Annotated in this window: 4 protein-coding genes; all 4 read right to left on the reverse strand. The window is 55.9% G+C overall.

The features are described from left to right. Positions 1-60: 60 nt before the first annotated feature. The gene (locus ADT71_RS00540; RefSeq protein WP_132470498.1) at positions 61-363 is read right to left on the reverse strand and encodes a hypothetical protein; all 303 of its coding nucleotides are present in this window, start codon (positions 361-363) and stop codon (positions 61-63) included. A 5-nt stretch (positions 364-368) separates the two neighbouring features. Then, positions 369-968, reverse strand: coding sequence for a hypothetical protein (locus ADT71_RS00545; RefSeq protein ID WP_132470495.1), 600 nt, complete (start codon positions 966-968; stop codon positions 369-371). Next, entirely contained in the window at positions 959-1,849 is an 891-nt protein-coding gene (locus ADT71_RS00550; protein WP_054434175.1) for a hypothetical protein, read from the reverse strand. The genes ADT71_RS00545 and ADT71_RS00550 overlap by 10 nt, the downstream gene beginning before the upstream one ends. A 334-nt stretch (positions 1,850-2,183) precedes the next feature. Further along, positions 2,184-4,091 carry a hypothetical protein gene (locus tag ADT71_RS00555; protein WP_231635451.1) on the reverse strand — a complete coding sequence of 636 codons (1,908 nt, stop codon included), beginning with the start codon at positions 4,089-4,091 and terminating at the stop codon, positions 2,184-2,186. Between the last annotated feature and the right edge of the window lie 241 nt (positions 4,092-4,332).

Consider the following 4,332-nt stretch of genomic DNA (forward strand, 5'->3'; position numbering starts at 1 on the left):
ATCTGCTCGTCCGTAAGCCAATACAGGTCGCTCATGCTCAGTCTCCTTGGGGAGCCTGAATCACATCATCGCAGGCCTATCAATGGGTCCTGAGCCTAGTTCAACGCTTACTTTTTGCAGGCCTTCGATAGCTTCTTTTTTTCGATCGCCGAAAAGGCTCCACCCTGCGGACAGGTTGCGAGCGTCTTGGGCGTGCTTTTCGGCCCTTTGTGCACTTTCCAGTGCCTTTTTGACGCCAACATCGAGCTCATTTAATTTTACAATTTGTCCCTGAATTAATTCAGGGAGTTTTTTGTCGTCGATAGCAAACTGGATATCTTCCGGATTGAGAATCTGCTCGGCGCTTGCCGGATAACCTGTCACGCTGCTCATCCCCATTTGAGAAAGTCATGAATGTCAGCGATTAAACCCGGGTTTTTGGCCTGTATTCCGCTTCGCAACTGGCCTATATGGACGAGAGATCTGTAATTATCCTCAGAGGCACGTGCGAATACAACGACGGATTGCCGCATTGCTTCCTCGGTCTCCCGCAAACTAGTTTCCGTTTGTTCAGCAGTCTGCCAAGCATCAGCCTGCAAATAGGCGACTTTTGCATTCGCCCAGTGCAGTTGCTCGCTCAATATCATGATCCGCTTATCACGCAGCCGTTCACGTTGAGAGCCCATCGACGCGTCAGAGTAGACGGCGAATGCGAAGCGGCCAATTCCGACAAAGTTCACTCGGAGCAACAGTTGTGCTCCAAAGGTTCCCAAATCAACGGATTTCAATCCAGCGCGTATGGCTGCATCGGCAAGATCTACAGCCGTGAATGTGCCCGTTGCGATGGTGAGCATACGCGCTGTTGTGCGATTTTTCCACGGGAGCGTCTTTGCCCATTCGACTCCCGTGAGAGACTGTTTAGCTTTTACCTCGGAAACCAATCGACGAATAAAATAAAAAGTACGTACCAGGACTTCATTTAAGAGCACGGGCACCGCCTGACGACCAACTTCGTACAAACAGCCAATTCAGCGCGTAGATCAAATCGCTCCTTAACGAAAATATCTTTTATCTTTTTCGGTAATCCGCTCTTACTCAACCCAGGAATGGTTGCAATCTCCTTGAGTAGGGACAATATCGGACCAGGAATGCCCATGCCGACGCCAGCGGTTTTGTTGCTGCCTGACATGTCGCTAACTAGATGGAAGAACCAATTGATTGTGCCGCAGAAAATCTTTGAAGGAATATCTGATCCGATCAATTCCAAGCCGTTCTCGCTAATGTCGATGGATAAGAATGTGCCTTCGCCATTTTGGAAATACCCTTTCTTCGTAAACTGGGTCAAAATGGAAAAAAACAGGCCTATTGGAGTTGGGTGATGGGCAAGGTCATCAAGATGGTGACTCTTGGCCGATACGCCAGCATCTTGGCTTTTCCAGATGTTGTCGCTGGGAACTGGAAACTTCTTCTCAAGGAACTGGATGGCGCCGGCAAGCCGATCTCCTGTATATCCCTGTGCTTTGGCAACCTTCATAACAAATTCGTTGACTGTGCGATTGCTCCAAGCTTTGCCTCGTTCGAAGTTAAAATCGCCAACCCAAAATATGTCGATCAGTCCCGCCAACAGGCCGCTGCCTACAGCCACCAAGTTGTCGATGTGATCTGCATCGTTGGTGGCGCGGCCAATGTTCTGATCAAGTGCATCGATCTGCTCTTCCTGCGTCTGAAACTCCCTTTCAACGCGGCCTATTCCTGCCAGAATTTGATCGGCGCTTGAAAGCCCCGAAGAGTCTTCCTTTATGGGAGACACGCTGAAGTCGTACTCCACCTCAACCGTGTCATTGAACACTTTAATTCCGGAAAAATTCATTCTCAATTCGCTCAATGATAAGAGGATTGAAGTATAAAAAAGTTCGGAGTCAAGATGGCCGAGTGAGGCGCCATCTACGATCCGACCGCCGAATATTCAAAGCCCCGCAAATCTTATCTGACACTCTCATTCCCCCCGCCTGCTCGATCATCCTCTTCCTGCCCGCGGTTTGACGATCGCGCAACGGCGATTAGTCCTGTTGTGACGGCGACTGCCATCGCCCCTTTCGTTCAAAGGGTTCGCGGATCCTCGAAAGTTACAACGGGAGTGGCGGCAGCGTCTCATAGTTCGTCAGAGACTCTCGCTCATTTTCTGTACCTGGGAAGGTTCACTATTACGCTGCCAGCCAAACCTGATTGAGGATTTGCGCAGCAAGTGCTGATTTGTCTTGGGGCAGGAACCTTCCGTAGTGCTTCGCTACCATGTCCGGCGTATCCTGGATCGCGTAGCTGGCGCGCTCGTAAGACCCAGTTTGCTTGAGGATGTGTGTCGCCAGCACGTCGCGGATGTTATGAGGGCCGTGAGGCAGCAAGCCTTTGATGACGCCGTTGCCGGTGTAGGGGTTGTAGATCCCATAGCGCTGGATGACTAGCCGCCAAGCCTCGTAGAAGGTGTTCTGGTCATACTCGGCTGAGCGACTGGTCACTTTGACCGTCTTTACGAAAAGCGTCCCGGGATCAGCGACCGGCCCGAGCAGCGCTGGCCGGTGGCGGCGGACATACTCGTCGATGTGGCGGTAAAGGTCGGCAAGGTCCGGCAACACCAGCCGGAACGGACGGCCATCGAAGAACGATGATCCCGCATTCTTGAACGCGACGGCCGGGATGAAGACTTCCCAGCCGTGGTCGCGCTCGCTCCAGCGTATTTCTCCACGCTTCAGAGTTTCCAGTTGCCTCTCCGAGCGTGGCAACTGGCCGCGAGGGCAGACCATCAACTGTCGCAGGTTCTTCTGCCTTAGCCCGAGATGCAAGCCGAGCCGGATGAGCAGAAAGGAGCGCTCCGCCTCGGCGGCGGCGCGCGGATAACGATCGGGATTGGGCGCAAGCCGCAGGATTTCGTCGGCAATCTTTCGGTATTCGCCTACCGGGCTATCAGCCTGCAGGACCGACAGTATCGGTTCGAAGGGATCACGATGAACGCGGGCGACCCGCTCGATCTCCTTGGCCCGCGCGGCTGCGTGGGCATGAAGACGATCGCAGGCCGCGCCCCAGTTGGCTTGCGCAGTGTCTATGTCCTGTTCGCTGATCACCCCTTCGACCGGTGTGAGCCGGCCCGCTAGACCTGGCATCTGGCGCAGCCATCCGGTCTGTTTTCGGGTGAGTGCCGAAGCGAGACGGAGCATGTCGACCTCCCAGCGGGTAAAGAACCCGCGCCGCACTTCGCGCCATTGCACGTACCAGTCCCACAGACGGGGAAAGACCAGCATGGCAATCGTGAGATGCCGGGCCGGGATGCCGAGGCCCGCGACAAGCCCATCCGGTGCGGCGCGCATTGCTCCGAACATCAGGCCCAAGTGCTCGACCTTCTGCAGGATGGTCTCCTCGTTCCACACTCCGCTGCGCTGGAAGCCGATGTCCGTCAGTGTGCTCGACTTGAAGCGGATCAGTTCGGCCATCTCGGCGGTGAGGCGAGGCGGCGCTTCGATTGAGCCGGCGATCAGGTCGATGTCTTCCTCCGATGCTTCAAAATCGGCTTCATCCCTTGGCTGCGGCCGCTTGGCCTGGGCCTTGCGCCCGGTGAGGGAAGGGAAGCGGAGGCTATAGCGGATCTTCGAGGCTTCGGATTGATACCGGCGATATTCCGTCGATCCCGAGACCACAACGGTGCGGACCCAATCGAGAATTTCTGCTTGCTGCGCGCGTGTCCGTTTGCCGAAGTCGTCGGGCAGATGCCAGGCGAGCCGGCGCTGTTCCGCAGGGGTTATGCCCGGCAACGCCGGGACCGCCGTCGCGCGGCCGGGATGCGGCAATTTCGATTTGAAGTAGCCGGTCGTCAGGCCGTACCGCTTCTCTATGCGGCCGAGTATCTCCATGCTGGCGGCGCTTCGAGGCACCCTGCGGCCCAAGGCCCAGCCTTTCAGGGTATCGGCATGAAAGGTTTCGCTTGGCTGGATGATCGCACGGTGCAGGAGAAGGTAAGATTCGCCGAACCGCCTTGTGTGAAGACGCAAGGCATCGCCGAAGCCTTCAGGTTCTTCCCATTCCGTAGTCGTGGGCAGCGGGTTCTCCGTTGGCTGCTTCAACTTCGGTCCAGATTTCGTGGCTTTGGATTTGCGCGTGGATTTTACGGTCGGCGTTGGCCGAGGGGTGCGGGGCATAGTGCGATCCGAAAGGAGATTGTGCTAGCGCCAGTCGGGTCGCCGGCTCACGAAGGCGCGCGCTATCCTAGGTCGTAAACTCATAAACGGCAGCGTGGGCGTGTGACGATTAGCGCTCGCGCTGCCGTCCGATCCTCCGCTTTTGCTTGGCCCTCGTCGCACTTTC

The sequence above is a fragment of the Novosphingobium sp. ST904 genome (assembly GCF_001298105.1).
Taxonomy (GTDB): Bacteria; Pseudomonadota; Alphaproteobacteria; order Sphingomonadales; family Sphingomonadaceae; genus Novosphingobium.